The organism is Bradyrhizobium valentinum, assembly GCF_001440405.1.
In the GTDB taxonomy this organism is placed as follows: domain Bacteria; phylum Pseudomonadota; class Alphaproteobacteria; order Rhizobiales; family Xanthobacteraceae; genus Bradyrhizobium; species Bradyrhizobium valentinum.
Window position 1 is genome coordinate 1 of the sequence record NZ_LLXX01000058.1, and the last position, 14287, is coordinate 14287.

A 14287-nucleotide genomic window follows, 5' to 3' on the forward strand; every position below is an offset into this window, starting at 1 on the left:
ATTTCGCCGAGCACGTTGCGGATCATGAAATCGCCGAGGCCGATTTCGTCGAGCGAGCCATCGGTCGAGTTCAGCGTGATGATCTGCAGCACGGCCGAGGAGGCTTCCTCGACCAGGATGCCCTGCTGGATCACCGCGCGCGGCAGCCGCGCCTCGACGCGCTTGAGGCGGTTCTGCACCTCGACCGATGCCGCGCCGGTCTCGGTGCCGGGCACGAAGTTGGCGATGATTTCGACCTGCCCCAGCGAGTCGCTGGTGGATTCGAAATTGAGGATGCCGGAGGCGCCGTTGAGCTCCTCCTCGATCAGTCGCGTAACGCTGTTGTAGAGGTTCTCGGGCGATGCGCCGGGATAGCTGGTCGAGATCGAGATCGAGGGCGGCGCGATGATCGGATATTGCGCGACCGCCAATAGCGGAATCGAAATCGCGCCGACCAGGCAGATGAAGAGCGCGACCACCCAGGCGAAGATCGGCCTGTCGATGAAGAAACTAGGCATCTCCCGATCTCAGCGGGATGCTTGGGTCGCCGGCGGTCCCGGTATTGTACCAACCGAGGCATCCGCGTCGATCCACGCCTTCGCCTTGACCTTGTCGCCGGGCACGAATTTCTGGAATCCGTCGACGATGACGCGGTCGCCTTCCTTCAGGCCCTCGCTGACCAGCCACAAGCCGTCCTGCACCGCGCCGGTACGGACCGGCTGCGTCGCCACGCGGCCGTCGTCCTTGACCACGAAGACTTCGCTGCCGCCGCCGGCATCGCGCTGAATCGCCTGCTGCGGCACGGCGATGGCGTCGGAATCGATGCCCTGCTCGATCAGGACGCGGACATACATGCCCGGCAGTAGTTCGCGATTCGGATTCGGAAACTGTCCGCGCAGTGTGACCTGTCCGGTATAGGCATCCACCTTGGCTTCGGAAAACAGCAGTTTGCCGGGAATCGGATAGAGCGTGCCGTCGTCGAGCACGAGTCGGACCTTGGCCGCGTCGGGCGCGATCCGGTCGAGATCGCCATTGTCAAAGGCACGGCGCAGCTTGTTCATTTCCGAGACCGACTGAGTGAAGTCGGCGTAGATCGGGTCGAGCTGCTGGATCGTGGCGAGGCTGGTAGTTTCGTTCTGCACCACCAGCGCACCTTCGCTCACCAGCGCGGCGCCGACGACGCCGCTGATCGGCGCACGGATCGTGGCATAATCAAGGTTCAGCCTGGCGCGCGCAACTTCGGCCTGGCGGCTGCCGACTTCGGCTTCCGCCTGACGCTGAGCCGCGATGGCCTTTTCGTTCTCGGCCTCCGGCGCCGCGCGCTGGCTGGTCAGCGTCGCGATGCGCCGCGCATGCTGTGCGGCGAGATCGAGCGCAGCCTCTGCCTTGTCCAGTGCGGCTTCGCTCGCCTGCAGTTCCACCTCGAACGGCTTGGGGTCGATCCGGTACAGTGGATCGCTGGCTTTGACCTCGGTGCCCTGCTGGAACAGGCGTTCGACGATGATGCCTGAGACCCGTGCACGAACCTCCGAAACCCGGGTGGGCGCGATTCGGCCGGGCAATTCCCGAACGATGGCGCGGGACTGAGAGCGCACGGTGAAGGTGCCTACTTCAGCTTCAGGCGGTTTTGCCGCGGCGGTCGCGGCGATGGGTTCATTACAGCCAGCCAAAAGCGGCGCCATCGCAGTCAACATCAAAACGATGCATGCCGATTGCGTTCGAAGTCCGGACATTGAAAGCATTGCCCCAGTTCAAAGTTGAAGCGCGAATTTGAGCATTCGCGACGTTGTCGTAGGAGATCGTGGGAACTCACGGTTGATGGTATATAGGATAGGGAGAGCCTGCTGCGACGCAATACGGTCTCGCGGCGGCCCAATGTCACACAACGCTATCGCGCTGAATTAGCGTCCATTTTTCTGGACTCACTCGATTGTGAGCCGAGTTCCATCGCAGCGTTCTTGGTTTGGATCAAAAACAAGCGGGCAGGGAACGGTCATTATTGCAGCAGATGCCGGAACACGAGGCATCCGGCACGAATCAGTTAAGGCCGGCCTGACCGGTCGCCTTCATCCGGTAATGGCTAACGCCCCACTCGCTGCCACCGGCGTATCCGAACAGGCCCGCGGTGGCGAGAAGGAACCAGCGCCAGCGCCGCATCCACAACGCGGTCTCGCCGCCGTAAACCTTGCGGAGCACGCCTTCGATTTCGTCGCGATGCGTATCGAAATTGTTCAGCCAGTCCTCAGCCGTGCGCTGGTAATGCGTGCCGCTCCAGCGCCATTCCTTTTCGACCTCGAGCAGATCGGCATATTGCCGGATCAGATGGTGGCTTGGCATCACGCCGCCGGTAAAGAAATGTTGCGCGATCCAGTCCCGCCCATCGCCGCGATCGAACAGATGGGCGCCGGAGCGATGGGTGAAGATGTGCAGGAAGAAGCGACCATCGGGTTCCAGCCAGGTGCGCAGATGCGTCATCAGTTCGCGCCAGTTGACCATGTGCTCGAACATCTCGATGGAGACGATGCGGTCGAACCGCGCCTCCGGCGCGAACCGGTTCATGTCCGATGTGATGACGCGCAGATTGGCCAAGCCGCGCTTTCCGGCTTCGCCCTCGATATATACGCGCTGCGCGTTCGAGTTGGAAATCGCCGTGACCTGCGAATGCGGGAATTGCCGCGCCATCCACAGCGATAGCGAACCCCAGCCGCAGCCGAGCTCGAGGATCGATTGTCCGCCGACGAGATCGGCGTGTTCGACGGTCTGGCGCAGCGCTTCCTCCTCGGCCTCCTGCAGGGTCGAGGACGCCTCCCTGTAGAAGCAACAGGAATATTTGCGATTGGGACCGAGCAAGCGGGCAAAGAACTCGGCCGGTACCTCGTGGGGCCGTGCGTCGGGCTCGTCGGTATAGTCGGCGATGGCGCGGGCCGCCATTTCGTCGGCGAGCCAGGCATCGCTTTCCGTATTCCCGGTGGCGAGCCTCGTGGCGGTGCGTGAGCAGAGCTGGTGGATTGCGGCCCGGACGATGGCGTCGGGCAACGGCACGCGCTCGGCGGTGCCTATGATCGTGGAGACGAAGCTCATGTGACCACTCCCTCTTTAAGCGCGATGCTTTGCGAAGCCAGTCCCCACTCTGCGCTGACCCGACCCCTTGGGGGTCGGGATCATGCCGGCGGCGGCTGCGGGAAGAACAAGCTGGTGCGCAACCGGCGGTCGCGATAGCGCCATTGCCGGGCATCGGGCGGGGCGCCTCCGTCCGGCCACAAGGCGGAAAGCGATGCCGCAATTGCCGCCAGCGCCTCGAGATCTAAGACCGTCATGAAAAATCCCGGTTGGACATCGAAGCGTTCCAAAATACGCTGATGTCAAAGCCGGGTTTCGGGAAGAGGTTCCACCATCCTCTGCCCGAAATCGCGGCTTCCCAGCTTTTTTCTCCGGCCCGCTGTGCCATATTGGCCTCCAGCGGCCTTTCGTAACGGATGACACCCCGCAAATGCCCTCAGGCCACTCCTCCCGCTCCGAAATGGAGATCGAACTGAGCAAACTGTCCTCGCCCCGCATTTTCCTGGTGCGGATGCTGGTGTTCCTGGTGCTGTGCGCGCTGGTCACGATCGTGCTCTACAAGCAGATCATGGTCGCATTCTTTGCCAATCCCGGCCTCAATGCGCTGATCGGCGGGGTGCTCCTGATCGGCATCATCCTGTCGTTCCGGCAGGTGGTTCGGCTCTATCCGGAAGTAGCCTGGGTCAACAATTTCCGTATCGCCGATCCCGGGCTGGCGATCGAACGGCGCCCGACCTTGCTGGCGCCGATGGCGGCCATCCTCGGCGGCGAACGCGCGGGGCGGATGACGATCTCGCAGCAGACCATGCGGCACCTCCTGGATTCGATCGCGACGCGGCTGGATGAGGCCCGGGATATTTCCCGCTACATGACGGGCTTGCTCGTCTTTCTCGGCCTGCTCGGCACCTTCTGGGGCCTGATCGAAACCGTGGGTTCCGTCGGCAAGGTGATCGACGGTTTGAAGGTCGGCGGCGATGCCGGCTCGCTGTTCGACACCCTGAAAGAGGGGCTGGCCGCGCCGCTCGGCGGCATGGGCATTTCGTTCTCGTCCTCGCTGTTCGGCCTCGCCGGCTCCCTGATCCTGGGTTTCCTCGACCTGCAGTCGAGCCAGGCGCAGAACCGCTTCTATACGGACCTCGAGGACTGGCTCGCCTCCACGGTGCGCGAATATGGCGATGGCTCCGGCGTCATTAGTGGCGAACTGCAGCATGCGATGGATCGCATACGCACCGTGGTGGAAGAGAGCGGCGGCAGCCGCAACACCACGGCGGCGATGGCCAATCTCGCCGAGGCGATCCAGGGCCTGGTCGCGCATATGCGCACCGAGCAGCAGATGATCCGCGAATGGGCCGACGGCCAGGGCGAGCAAAATCGCGAGATCAAGAAGCTCCTGGAGCGGATCGCCAAGCAGCCCGAGAAGAGCTGAACAAGAGCGCGCGCCCCGGACGCAGTGCAGCACGAGGTGCTGCGCTGCAGAGCCGGGGCCCATCGAAGATAGGTCCCGGCTCTGCGTCGCAGCGTTTGACGCTGCACCGCGTCCGGGAAACGAGAAGCGGAGAATTACCAATGGCCCTCGCCCGTGCCCGCCGCAGCGAATCCGGTTTCAACTACTGGCCGGGGTTCGTCGACGCGCTGTCGACGCTGGTGCTGTCGATCGTGTTCCTGCTGTCGGTATTTCTGGTGGTGCAGTTCTTCCTGTCGCAGGAAGTCACCGGCAAGGACAAGGCACTGGAGCAGCTCAACGCCAAGATCGCGCAGCTCAACGACCTGCTGTCGCTGGAAAAGCTCGGCAAGATCACGCTCGACGACCAGCTCGGGCAATTGCGCGCCGGTCTTGCCGCCGCGGAAAGCGAACGCGACCGCATCAAGGGGCTTTACGAGGGACTGGCCGGCGCCGGCGGCGACGCCCAGGGCCGCGCCAACGAGCTCAACAAGGCCCTTGAATCGGAAAAGACGGTTTCCTCGCGCGCACTCGCCCAGATCGAGGTGCTGAACCAGCAGATCAGCGCCCTGCGCCGCCAGCTCGCGGCGCTCGAGGAAGCGCTGGAAGCCTCCGAAAAGCGCGACAAGGAATCGCAAGGGAGGATCGCCGATCTCGGCCAGCGCCTGAACGTCGCGCTGGCGCAGCGCGTGCAGGAATTGTCGCGCTACCGTTCGGAATTCTTCGGCCGCCTGCGCGCCATTCTGGGCAATCGCCCCGATATCCGGATCGTCGGCGACCGCTTCGTGTTCCAGTCGGAAGTGTTCTTCGATACCGGCCAGGCGCTTTTGCTTCCCGAGGGCCGCACCGAACTCGACAAGCTCGCCGCTGCGCTGATCGATCTGGACAAGCAGATTCCGAGCGAGATCGGATGGGTGCTGCGGGTCGACGGCCACACCGACATGCGGCCGATCAACTCGCCGCTGTTCAAGTCGAACTGGGAATTGTCGTCGGCGCGCGCCATCTCGGTGGTGCAATATCTGGTCTCGCTCGGCGTGCCTGCACAGCGGCTGGTCGCCGCCGGCTTTGCCGAATTCCAGCCGCTCGACAGCGCTCCCACCGAAGAATCCTACAAGCGCAACCGCCGCATCGAGCTGAAGCTGACGGAGCGGTAGTGGTGATTGTTTCAAAAAAGTCGTCATTGCCGGGCTTGCCGCCTTCGCTAAAGCTTCGGCGCGCCAACACGGGAAAGCCACGGCGAAGCCTTGGCGTAGCCGGGACCCGGCAATCCATCAAAATGAGATTCTCACGAAGTGGATGGATGCCCGGGTCAAGCCCGGCAATGACGACTGTGTTCCGATGAACGCCTCCTTCCACCTCCGTCCCTATCGCGCCGAGGACGAAGATGCGGCAATCGAGCTGTGGCGGCTGACGTGGCAGCAGGCCTATCCCGGAATCGATTTCACCGCGCGCGTGCCGTGGTGGCGTGAGCGCTGGCGCAACGAACTGGTGGCGAACGCGCAGATCATCGTCGCCGAAGAGGCGGATAGGCTGATCGGTTTCGTGACCATCGACCGAAAAGGCTATCTCGATCAGCTCGTCGTCAGCCCGGATCACTGGGGCTCGGCAATTGCCACGGCACTGGTCGATGAAGCCAAGCGCCTGTCACCCGATGGCGTCACGCTGCTGGTCAACAAGGACAATGCGCACGCCATCCGCTTCTACGAACGCAACGGCTTTGCGCATGCCGGCGAGGACGTCAATCCGACGTCGGGCAAGCCGGTGCTGAAGATGCGGTGGGGATGACCGAGGCGTTTTCCGTTTAGTGGGCGACTGAGGACCTCAAATCCCCTCGAACTGCAGCCGCGCCAGCCGCGCGTACAGCCCGTTCGCCGCAACCAGCTCCGCATGCGTGCCCTGTTCGACGATCCTGCCCTGGTCCATCACCATGATGCGATCGCAGGACAGCACGGTGGCGAGGCGATGGGCGATCACGAGCGTGGTGCGGCGGCGCATCAACTCTTCCAGCGCGGTCTGCACCAGCGTCTCGCTTTCCGCATCGAGCGCGGAGGTCGCCTCGTCGAGCAGCAACAGCGGCGCATCGCGCAGGATGGCGCGGGCGATCGCGATGCGCTGGCGCTGGCCGCCGGACAGCGTCACGCCGCGCTCGCCGAGTTGCGTCTCGAATCCGCCGGGTAGCCGGCGCAGGAATTCGGCGGCATGGGCGAGATCGGCGGCGCGCTCGACTTCGGCATCGCTCGCATCCGGCCGGCCGAAGCGGATGTTTTCGCGCGCGGAGGCAGCGAACACCACCGAGTCCTGCGGCACCAGCGCGATGCGCGCGCGGACGTCGACCGGATCGGCCGACTTGATCGGCACGCCATCGAGCGAGATCGTGCCGCGCGCGGGATCGTAGAAGCGCAGCAGGAGATGAAACAGCGTGCTCTTGCCCGCCCCTGACGGTCCGACGATCGCGACCTTCTCGCCAGCCTTGACCGACAGCGAAACGTTGTCGATCGCGAGCACTTCCGGCCGCATCGGATAGGCGAAGCTGACATTCTCGAAACCGACGTCGCCGCGCGCCGGCTGCGGCAGCGCGACCGGCTGCGGCGGCGCCGTGATCTGCGATTTGACACGCAGGATCTCGAACAGCCGTTCGGCGGCGCCGGACGCAGCCGAGACTTCGCCCCAGACCTCGCTGAGCTGACCGAGACCGGTTGCCGCAAAGGCCGCATACAGCACGAACTGGCCGAGCCGGCCCGGCGTGATCTGCCCGGTCAGCACGTCGTGCGAGCCGACCCAGAGGATCGCGACGACGCTGGAGAACACGATGAAGATGATGATCAGGGTGAGCACCGCGCGCGCCCGCGTCGAGTTGCGCGCCGCCTCATAGGCCTGCTCGACCTCGCCGCCGAAGCGCGCCGTCGCCATCCGCTCGCTGGTATAGGCCTGCACCGTCCTGATCGCGCCGACCAGTTCGGAGGCATAGGCGCTGGCGTCCGCCAGCGTATCCTGGGCGTTGCGCGACAGCCGCCGCACCCAGCGCCCGAACGCAACAAGCGGAATCACGATCAACGGGATCGCCAGCAGCACGAAGCCCGACAGTTTCGGGCTCGTGATCACCATCATGGTGGTGGCGCCGATGAACAGCATCATGTTGCGCAGCGCGATCGACACCGAGGCGCCGACGGCCGACTTGATCTGCGTGGTATCGGCGGTCAGCCGCGACACCAGTTCACCCGAGCGCGCGGAATCGAAGAAGGCGGGCGACAGCGAGACCAGATGCGCGAACACGTCGCGCCTGAGATCGGCGACGATGCGCTCGCCGATCGTCATGACGAGGTAGTAGCGGGACGCGCTTGCCGCGGCGAGCACCGCGACAATCGCGATCATGACGCTGAAATAGCTGTTGATCAGGACGATGCCTTCGGGGCTGAAGCCGAAATCGATCATGCGCCTGACCGCGATCGGCACGACCAGCGTGGTGATCGCAGCCACCGTCAGCGAGACGAAGGCGAGCAGCGCGCGTCCGCGGTAGCGGGCGACGTAGGGCACCAATGCCAGGAGCGGCCGCAGCCTGGCGCCGGTTTTGGCCGGCGACTGCGTCAACTGGCGCTCGATGAAGGCCTCTTCCTCGAGCAGGGCGTCGCGCGGCGGCGTGCCGCGGGAGGCTTCAATCTGTTCCACTGCGCTCATGAAATCCGACCCGTTTTTTTTCGCCTCCAGATAGGCCCCCGCGGCCCGCTCTGGCAAATCCGGGAGATTCCCAATCAGGGCCTATGCGTAGCTTGTTTTGACGGGCGGCTTACGTTATAGAGCCGCCAAATCCCGTATCCCCTGACTTTTGAGACGGGCGCCGGCGCGCCGAAGGATATACCATGAAAGCCGAAATTCATCCGAATTATCATATGATTACGGTCGTGATGACCGACGGGACCGAATACCAGACCCGCTCCACCTGGGGCAAGGAAGGCGACAAGCTGAACCTCGATATCGATCCCAAGTCGCATCCGGCCTGGACCGGCGGTTCGCAGCAGCTCCTCGACCGCGGCGGCCGTGTGTCGCGCTTCCAGAAGAAGTTTTCGGGCTTCCTCAAGAAGGACTGAGGCCGCAAGTCCCCTCTTCGAGACCAAAATTGCGAAACGCCCCGGTTTACCGGGGCGTTTTTTGTTGCGTGCTTTCACTGCCGTCATTCCGGGATGGTCCGAAGGACCAGACCCGGAATCTCGAGATTCCGGGTTCGCTTCGCGCCCCGGAATGACGCTGAGAGACTTACTGCTCGAACGCCGCTTTCAGGCGGTTGAGCTGCGGCACCAGCGGATTGCCGATCGGGGCCCGTTCCGCTGATGGCGCGTGGATCGTGGTGTCGAGCCGGCGGACCCGGGCCTGCAGGCTCATCGAGCGCGCAATCAGATCCTGCAATGGCAGCGGCAGCTTTGCGATCATGTCCTCGGACCCGGGATCGGCGGCGGTGAGCTTGACCTTGGTCTTTTCCCGGTTGGCCTGGCTCAGCGTCATCTCGCCTTCCTTGACCGCGCGATGCAACAACAGCCAGGACGCGAGCTGCATCAGGCGGGTGGTGAGGCGCATGCTTTCGGTTGCGTAAGTGAGGCTGACAGAACGTTCGAGCGCCTTGGCATCGGTGCGGCCGTCGCCGTCGAGATAGGCGGCGGTTTCCTCGACCAGATCCATACCTTCCCGAAACAGGACTCCGAACGCTGCGGAATTGGTGAGCCGCTCGCTGAACTGAACGAGCGCGGATTCGCTTTGCGAACGGTCCGCCATGGTTAACGCCCTCACGCCACTATTTGCCCCACCGGCTGTGAACCCACCGGCTTATGATGAACAAATCATTGCTCGGGCGAGGTCGAGAGTCCAGCGGCAACCGGATTTATGGTTTCCAGCTCGTGGGGGCACAAAATAGCCGTGCTGAGCACAAAAAAGAGCCGCCGTTTCCGGCGGCTTTTGAAGTTGATAACAGGGAGGCGTCAAACAGAGTGGACAGGAGCCACTCGGTGTCCAAACGAGGACAATGACAGTCATAATCGAGAAAGCTTAATTGTTCGTAAACGAGCGATTTTCTTTAGGGATTATTTGCCATGTCGGCCACTGGCCGAGTTTTGAGATTGACTCGGCCTCTCCACGAGTCGTCCCCGCGCACGCGGGGACCCATAACCACCGGCGGATGAAATTGAGGGAAAGTCGGCCAGCGGCCCTGCCCCAAGCGGGGGCCGCGGCGTATGGGTCCCGGATCGCGTTCGCTGCGCTCGCTTGTCCGGGACGACGAGAGGAGAGATCGAGTTCTAAAAATCCTACGACTTGAAGAAGCTGTTCGCAGCGTCCTTTGACGCGCGCTTTTTGTTGACTGCTTCCTGCAACCGTTCGATTTCCGAATTCATCAGCGCGATGCGCTCGGTCAATTCCTCCACCGACAGCAGCGACAGGTCCTGGCCGATCTCATGAGTGATCTTCTTCCGCGGCTTGTCGTCATCCTCGATCGCCATGCGCTTCCTCCTTCCGGGCCAATCCTTGCGGGCGCGGCGCCCCTGAAGCGGTTGCCAGCCGGAGCCGGGCTGGCTAATCAGGGGCGGCTTATTCTCAGCGTTTCGCAAGGACAAATCATGGAAAAGCTGCCCGCGCAAATGACCGTCGTCGGCATCAGCAAGCCCGGCGGCCCGGAAGTACTGTTGCCCGAAACCCGCGCAGTGCCGACACCCGGTCCGGGCGAAATCCTGGTCAAGGTGATGGCCGCCGGCGTCAACCGCCCCGATGTCGCGCAACGCTCCGGCGCCTACCCGCCGCCGCCCGGCGCCAGCGACCTTCCCGGCCTTGAAATCGCAGGCGAAGTGGTTGCCCTCGGCGAAGGCGCCACCAAGCACAAGCTCGGCGACAAGGTGATGTCGTTGGTGGCGGGCGGCGGCTACGCCCAATATTGCATTGCGCAAGACGCGCAGGCGATGGCAGTGCCGCCGTCGCTCTCGATTCAGGAAGCCGGTGCAATCCCGGAAACGCTGATGACAGTCTGGCACAATGTGTTCGAGCGCGGCGCGCTGAAGCCGGGCGAGACCTTGCTGATCCACGGCGGCTCGTCCGGCATCGGCACGATGGCGATCCAGCTCGCCAAGGCGTTCGGCTCCAAGGTGATCGTGACCGTCGGCTCGCAGGACAAGATCGACGCCTGCCTGAAACTCGGCGCCGACCGCGCGATCAATTACAAGACCGAAGATTTCGTGGCCGTGGTCAAGGCGGAGACCAACAATGTCGGCGCGAACCTGATCCTCGACATGGTGGCCGGCGACTATGTCGATCGCAACTATGATGCCGCCGCGGTCGACGGCCGTATCGTGCAGATCGCAACCCTCAACGGACCCAAGGTCAACGTCAACATTGCCAAGGTGATGGTGAAGCGGCTGACCCATACAGGCTCGACGCTGCGCCCCCGTACTAATGCGGATAAGGCGGCGATGGTGGCCGCGATCGAAGCCAAGGTCATGCCGTTATTGCGCGAGGGACGCGTAAAACCGCTGATGGACAGCTCATTCCCGCTGGAAAAGGCCGCCGACGCGCACCGGCGAATGGAGACCAGCGCACATATTGGCAAAATTGTGTTGGCGGTTTAACCGATCGCGAGTGGAGCGAAGGCGGAAACCCTTTGATTCGCTTCGCTTTCATGTCATTTATCGCGGATAACGCCGGGCCATTCGCAGGTCCGAGAGGGTCGTTGTTCGCGGAGTACTGACATTGCGTCTGATCAGGTGCCTTGCGCTGTTGGCGCTGGGCCTCATGATTGTTGCCGTCGCGCCGGCGGCGCACGCCATTGACGCGGTCAGCGTCCGCAGTGACGCGCCCGCCATCGATTTGACCGCCGTGCTCGATCATCAGCGCAGCGAAACCGACCGCATCCAGGTTTCGACGGCGCCGGGAACCGACGGCATCGTGCGCCGCATCGAGGTCCGCGCCCGCGAGGGTGGACAGAACTGGGTGGTGTTCGCGCTTGCCAACAACACCGACGACCAGCTCGACCGCCTGATCGTCGCGCCGCACTATCGCATCGTGTCATCGGGCCTGTTGTGGCCCGACCTCGGCCTGTCGCGCATCGCAACCATCACGCCATCGACCGGCGACCGACCCGAGCGGCAGGAAAGCGCGACCGCCGATATCTTCCGCATCACGCTCGATCCCGGCGCTGTCATCACCTTCGTGGCAGAACTGCGCACCGACAAGCTGCCGCAGCTCTATCTCTGGGAACCCGACGCCTACAAGGACAAGGTCAACTCGTTCACGCTCTACCAGGGCATCGTGATCGGCATCTCCGGCCTCTTGGCGCTGGTGCTGACGATCCTGTTCGTGGTGAAGGGCAGCATCATGTTCCCCGCCGCCGCTGCGCTGGCCTGGGCGGTGCTGGTCTATATCGGCGTCGATTTCGGCTTCTGGGGCAAGGTGCTCGACATGTCGAACAATGCCGAGCGCGTCTGGCGCGCGGCCGGCGAAGCGATCCTCGCGGCGACGCTGCTGGTGTTCCTGTTCGCCTATCTCAACTTAAGCCGCTGGCATGTGCGCTATTCCCACATCACCGTCGGCTGGCTGGCTTTCCTCGGCTCGCTGGTGGCGCTGGCGCTGTTCGATCCCGCGGTTGCCTCCGGCATTGCGCGCATCTCGCTGGTGCTGATCGCCTTCGCCGGCTTTGCGCTGATCGTCTACCTCTCGACGCATGGTTTCGACCGCGCGGTGCTCTTGATCCCGACCTGGTTCCTGCTGGTAGTCTGGGTGATCGCGGCCGGCATGACGGTGGCAGGCTCCGTCACCAACGACATCGTAGGCCCCGCCCTGCTTGGCGGCCTCGTGCTGATCGTGATGCTGATCGGATTTACGGTCATGCAGCACGCGTTCGCCGGCGGCGGCGCGACCACCGGCATTGTCTCCGACATCGAACGCCGCGCGCTGGCGCTGACGGGCTCCGGCGACCTGATCTGGGACTGGGACGTTTCCGCCGACAAGGTATTCACCAGCCCGGAGACCGAAAGCCTGCTCGGGCTGAAGCGCGGCACGCTGGAAGGTCCGGCCGCAAAATGGCTGGAGGTGCTGCATCCGCTCGACCAGGATCGCTTCCGCGCCGCGCTCGACAGCGTGCTCGACCAGCGCCGCGGCCGGCTGGTGCAGGATTTCCGCCTGCGTACCCCCGACGGCCACTTCATGTGGTTCGCGCTGAAGGCGCGCCCGGTGGTCGGCTCCGACGGCGAGGTGTCCCGCGTGGTCGGCACGCTGACCGACGTCACCGAAATCAAGAACGCCGAGGAGCGCATGCTCCATGACTCCGTGCATGACAACCTCACCGGCCTGCCGAACCGCAAGCTGTTCATCGATCGCCTCGGGGCCGTCGCCAATTTCACCAAGGCCATGCCGAGCCTGCGGCCGACGCTGATGGTGATCGACCTCGACCGCTTCAAGCAGGTCAACGATTCCGTCGGCATCGCGGTCGGCGACTCCATCCTGCTGACGCTGGCGCGGCGGCTGACGCGCATCCTGAAGCCGCAGGACACGCTGGCGCGGCTGGCCGGCGATCAGTTCGGCCTGATCCTGGTGTCGGAGCAGGACCCGGCGCGCATCACCGCCTTTGCGGAAACCATCCGCAAGACCATCCGCGCGCCGATCGCCTTCAACGACCGCGAGATCTTCCTGACCGCTTCCATCGGGCTCGCGCTGTCGGATCCGCAGACGCAATTGTCCGACGAGATCATCAAGGACGCCGAGCTTGCGATGTATCATTCCAAGCGCATCGGCGGCGACCGCATCGACGTCTACAAGCCGGCGATGCGCGCGCGCAAGACCGACCGCCTGACGCTGGAAAGCGAACTGCGCCGCGCCATCGAGCGCCAGGAAATCACCATTCTGTACCAGCCGATCGTGCGGCTGGAAGACCGCTCGATCGCCGGCTTCGAGGCACTGGCGCGCTGGGACCATCCCAAGCTCGGCCGGATGTCGCCCTCCGAATTCATCTCCGTTGCCGAAGAGATCGGCCTGATCGTCGATCTCGGCATGTTCGTGCTGGACCAGACCGCGCGGCAGCTTTCGGTGTGGCAGCGCGCGATGCGCTCGCGCGAGCCGATCTTCGCCTCCGTCAACGTCTCCTCGCGACAATTGCTGCGGCACGACCTGATCCACGACATCCGCACCGTGCTGTCGCGCTCGTCGATCGCGCGCGGCACGCTGAAACTGGAGCTGACGGAATCGCTCGTCATGGAGAATCCCGAGCATGCCGCGCAGATGCTGACGCGCATTCGCGAGCTAGGCACCGGGCTGTCACTGGACGATTTCGGCACCGGCCATTCCTCGCTGGCTTATCTGCAGCGTTTTCCGTTCGACACCATCAAGATCGACCAGTCCTTCGTGCGCACCACCAGCCGCGGCACCCGGCCTGTGATCCTGAAGTCGATCATTGCGCTCGCGCACGACCTCGGCATGGACGTGGTCGCCGAGGGCGCCGAGACGGATTCGGATGCGGTCGAGCTCTACCAGCTCGGCTGCGAATACGCCCAGGGCTTTGCCTTCGGCGAGCCGATGGATGCGGATGCCGCGATGCGGCTGCTCACGGAAGAACGGCTGGAGGCCGCGAGCTAGTGCTGTCGCCCCTGCGAAAGCAGGGGCCCATACGCCGCGGCCGACGTGAAGGGCACACGGCACGACAGCTTCGCTACAGCGGCCCATAGCGCTAGTTGATTAACGCAGAGCGTCTGCCACCGCGCTTCCTCTATAGATATCACGCGGTATGGGTCCCTGCGTTCGTGTTTGGTCCCGGGAGATTGGGTTGATGGAATCGGTGTAGATAGA

The 14287-nt window shown here is 63.7% G+C and carries 14 protein-coding genes; 6 read left to right on the forward strand and 8 right to left on the reverse strand.

What is annotated here, in order from left to right; all coding sequences use genetic code 11:
* The 5 genes from CP49_RS09750 to CP49_RS48590 form a co-directional block, all read right to left on the reverse strand.
* On the reverse strand, positions 1 to 497 hold a 497-nt coding region (locus tag CP49_RS09750), incomplete at its 3' end, for an efflux RND transporter permease subunit (RefSeq protein ID WP_197423062.1).
* Positions 498 to 506: 9 nt separating this feature from the next.
* Positions 507 to 1712, reverse strand: a complete 1206-nt coding sequence (locus CP49_RS09755) for an efflux RND transporter periplasmic adaptor subunit (RefSeq protein ID WP_197423063.1) — start codon at positions 1710 to 1712, stop codon at positions 507 to 509.
* Between the two features lie 304 nt (positions 1713 to 2016).
* On the reverse strand, positions 2017 to 3060 hold the full coding sequence (locus CP49_RS09760) for an SAM-dependent methyltransferase (RefSeq protein ID WP_057850054.1): 1044 nt from the start codon (positions 3058 to 3060) through the stop codon (positions 2017 to 2019).
* A gap of 80 nt (positions 3061 to 3140) precedes the next feature.
* Positions 3141 to 3296 (reverse strand): hypothetical protein, encoded by a 156-nt coding sequence (locus CP49_RS09765; protein ID WP_156438223.1) that lies wholly within the window; start codon positions 3294 to 3296, stop codon positions 3141 to 3143.
* Positions 3293 to 3427 (reverse strand): hypothetical protein, encoded by a 135-nt coding sequence (locus CP49_RS48590; protein WP_276326576.1) that lies wholly within the window; start codon positions 3425 to 3427, stop codon positions 3293 to 3295. The genes CP49_RS09765 and CP49_RS48590 overlap by 4 nt, the downstream gene beginning before the upstream one ends.
* A gap of 42 nt (positions 3428 to 3469) precedes the next feature.
* On the opposite strand from CP49_RS48590, the gene CP49_RS09770 reads away from it, so the two are divergent.
* The 3 genes from CP49_RS09770 (at position 3470) to CP49_RS09780 (ending at position 6265) form a co-directional block, all read left to right on the forward strand.
* A complete protein-coding gene (locus CP49_RS09770; RefSeq protein WP_057850056.1) occupies positions 3470 to 4465 on the forward strand; it encodes a hypothetical protein in 996 nt (331 codons plus the stop codon).
* Positions 4466 to 4605: 140 nt separating this feature from the next.
* The gene (locus CP49_RS09775; protein ID WP_057850057.1) at positions 4606 to 5634 is read left to right on the forward strand and encodes a peptidoglycan -binding protein; all 1029 of its coding nucleotides are present in this window, start codon (positions 4606 to 4608) and stop codon (positions 5632 to 5634) included.
* Positions 5635 to 5818: 184 nt separating this feature from the next.
* Complete coding sequence (locus CP49_RS09780; protein WP_057850063.1) at positions 5819 to 6265, forward strand: GNAT family N-acetyltransferase; 447 nt, start codon at positions 5819 to 5821, stop codon at positions 6263 to 6265.
* A gap of 36 nt (positions 6266 to 6301) precedes the next feature.
* On the opposite strand, the gene CP49_RS09785 is transcribed toward CP49_RS09780, so the two are convergent.
* Positions 6302 to 8155 (reverse strand): ABC transporter ATP-binding protein/permease, encoded by a 1854-nt coding sequence (locus CP49_RS09785; protein ID WP_057850064.1) that lies wholly within the window; start codon positions 8153 to 8155, stop codon positions 6302 to 6304.
* A gap of 182 nt (positions 8156 to 8337) precedes the next feature.
* Between CP49_RS09785 and rpmE the strand changes: the two genes are divergently transcribed.
* Positions 8338 to 8565, forward strand: coding sequence for a 50S ribosomal protein L31 (gene rpmE, locus CP49_RS09790; RefSeq protein WP_025588166.1), 228 nt, complete (start codon positions 8338 to 8340; stop codon positions 8563 to 8565).
* Between the two features lie 166 nt (positions 8566 to 8731).
* On the opposite strand, the gene rcdA is transcribed toward rpmE, so the two are convergent.
* A complete protein-coding gene (rcdA, locus tag CP49_RS09795; RefSeq protein ID WP_057850058.1) occupies positions 8732 to 9244 on the reverse strand; it encodes a protease adaptor protein RcdA in 513 nt (170 codons plus the stop codon).
* Between the two features lie 527 nt (positions 9245 to 9771).
* The gene (locus CP49_RS09800; protein WP_057850059.1) at positions 9772 to 9963 is read right to left on the reverse strand and encodes a DUF1192 domain-containing protein; all 192 of its coding nucleotides are present in this window, start codon (positions 9961 to 9963) and stop codon (positions 9772 to 9774) included.
* 117 nt (positions 9964 to 10080) lie between these two features.
* Between CP49_RS09800 and CP49_RS09805 the strand changes: the two genes are divergently transcribed.
* Positions 10081 to 11079 (forward strand): NAD(P)H-quinone oxidoreductase, encoded by a 999-nt coding sequence (locus CP49_RS09805; RefSeq protein ID WP_057850060.1) that lies wholly within the window; start codon positions 10081 to 10083, stop codon positions 11077 to 11079.
* Between the two features lie 121 nt (positions 11080 to 11200).
* Positions 11201 to 14077 (forward strand): EAL domain-containing protein, encoded by a 2877-nt coding sequence (locus CP49_RS09810; RefSeq protein ID WP_057850061.1) that lies wholly within the window; start codon positions 11201 to 11203, stop codon positions 14075 to 14077.
* Positions 14078 to 14287 lie beyond the last annotated feature (210 nt).

Bases quoted from the DNA above. Each gene is read 5' to 3' on its own strand.
- CP49_RS09755 (WP_197423063.1), bottom strand. From the start codon at position 1,712: ATGTCCGGACTTCGAACGCAATCGGCATGCATCGTTTTGATGTTGACT.
- CP49_RS09760 (WP_057850054.1), bottom strand. From the start codon at position 3,060: ATGAGCTTCGTCTCCACGATCATAGGCACCGCCGAGCGCGTGCCGTTG.
- CP49_RS09765 (WP_156438223.1), bottom strand. From the start codon at position 3,296: ATGACGGTCTTAGATCTCGAGGCGCTGGCGGCAATTGCGGCATCGCTT.
- CP49_RS48590 (WP_276326576.1), bottom strand. From the start codon at position 3,427: ATGGCACAGCGGGCCGGAGAAAAAAGCTGGGAAGCCGCGATTTCGGGC.
- CP49_RS09770 (WP_057850056.1), top strand. From the start codon at position 3,470: ATGCCCTCAGGCCACTCCTCCCGCTCCGAAATGGAGATCGAACTGAGC.
- CP49_RS09775 (WP_057850057.1), top strand. From the start codon at position 4,606: ATGGCCCTCGCCCGTGCCCGCCGCAGCGAATCCGGTTTCAACTACTGG.
- CP49_RS09780 (WP_057850063.1), top strand. From the start codon at position 5,819: ATGAACGCCTCCTTCCACCTCCGTCCCTATCGCGCCGAGGACGAAGAT.
- CP49_RS09785 (WP_057850064.1), bottom strand. From the start codon at position 8,155: ATGAGCGCAGTGGAACAGATTGAAGCCTCCCGCGGCACGCCGCCGCGC.
- rpmE (WP_025588166.1), top strand. From the start codon at position 8,338: ATGAAAGCCGAAATTCATCCGAATTATCATATGATTACGGTCGTGATG.
- rcdA (WP_057850058.1), bottom strand. From the start codon at position 9,244: ATGGCGGACCGTTCGCAAAGCGAATCCGCGCTCGTTCAGTTCAGCGAG.
- CP49_RS09800 (WP_057850059.1), bottom strand. From the start codon at position 9,963: ATGGCGATCGAGGATGACGACAAGCCGCGGAAGAAGATCACTCATGAG.
- CP49_RS09805 (WP_057850060.1), top strand. From the start codon at position 10,081: ATGGAAAAGCTGCCCGCGCAAATGACCGTCGTCGGCATCAGCAAGCCC.